The 1,263-nt window shown below is 42.8% G+C and carries 1 protein-coding gene; it reads right to left on the reverse strand.

The genetic code is table 11. The features are described from left to right. Nucleotides 1-31: 31 nt before the first annotated feature. Nucleotides 32-1,263, reverse strand: a 1,232-nt coding sequence (locus QI30_RS20685; RefSeq protein ID WP_158621097.1) for a hypothetical protein, incomplete at its 5' end; no start/stop codon positions are given.

Raw genomic sequence — 1,263 nt, forward strand, 5'->3', positions numbered from 1 at the left:
AGCGTATGTTTTGCGCGTTTTGTCGGCAGGACTAGGAACGTTTTCGCTTCTGATTCGATTCAGGCTGCTGTTTCATTCGCTGACGCTGCGCCTGCAACTTTTCATACTCTTCATATTCGAGCTCATCCAAAATCCGATCAATCGCTTTTCCTTTAAAGAACTGCTCAAATAAAAATGGTGCACCGTACACTTTTAACTGCTTCCCGCCGAACGTATCATTGTAACGAACAACCCCGTCCTTTGTCTGTACAACCGTAATGGCTAAATGACGATTGGCCTCTTCTTCTGATAAAATACCTTCCCCGATGCAATCACTTAATACAAATGCTCGGTAACGAGGGTGATTGAGGTCCTTCACTAGCCTTTCTTCTAACTGCTTTTGCAATGCTAATAACTCGTAAGGCGACGCCTGTTCACCTTTTAAAATCGCAATATCATATTGTTGCTTAGTTGTTAAATAACGATCCACCATTTGCAGCTGCTCTTTTTCGTACTTTTTCGGTGGCGTCCGAGGAAAATCATCTAGCTGCTCCTTTGTAAATGCCTCTCCGTAATAATCCATGGCTGTTACAAGCCATTCACGCTCTACAAGCGACTTATCTGAGACATCTAAACTAGGCATCCGTAAATGAATCCGTTCGTCGTAATAAGTACCAAAAATCTTCAGCGCTAACTGCAACCGTTTCAGCTCTTTTAGCTGCTTTTCAAACTGTGCTCGCTCTGCCTCTGGTAAACGTGCAATCGTGGCTTTATTTTGCAAAGATACACCATGCTGTTGCATCAAGGCTGCTGTTTGTTGTTGCACTTTTTGTAAACGTTCCTCTGCCCCTACAACTGTTACAATGGGCTGCTTCACAACAGACTGAATATGACGAATGATTTCCTCATCGCGAGCATCTATTAATACCTCATTCACATCTGCTTCATTTAAGAGCTTTCCAAGGCGAGCCGTTGCATTTAAAACCTCACGCTTTTCAAAAGGCGTCCATGTGCTCGTTTCAAGCGTAGGATAATGTTTCGTCAGTAAACGATCAGCTTCCTTCTCAAACAGCTCCTCCGCACGTTTAAATGCCTTCTCCTGCGATTCAAACCCTTTATAGCTTTGCTCATTAAATGAACCTAAATCAAGCTGTACTTGCAGTTTCACATCCCATAAATAAAGCATCCTTCTTTTATCTGCTAATGTCTCCGGCTGTACATACATTTTTAGCACCTTCGATAATTGGCCAAGCTCCTGTTTTTCAGCTGGCGATAATGCCTTTA

Origin of the sequence: Candidatus Kurthia intestinigallinarum, assembly GCF_003991225.1 — a bacterium.
Classification (GTDB): Bacteria; Bacillota; Bacilli; order Bacillales_A; family Planococcaceae; genus Kurthia; species Kurthia populi.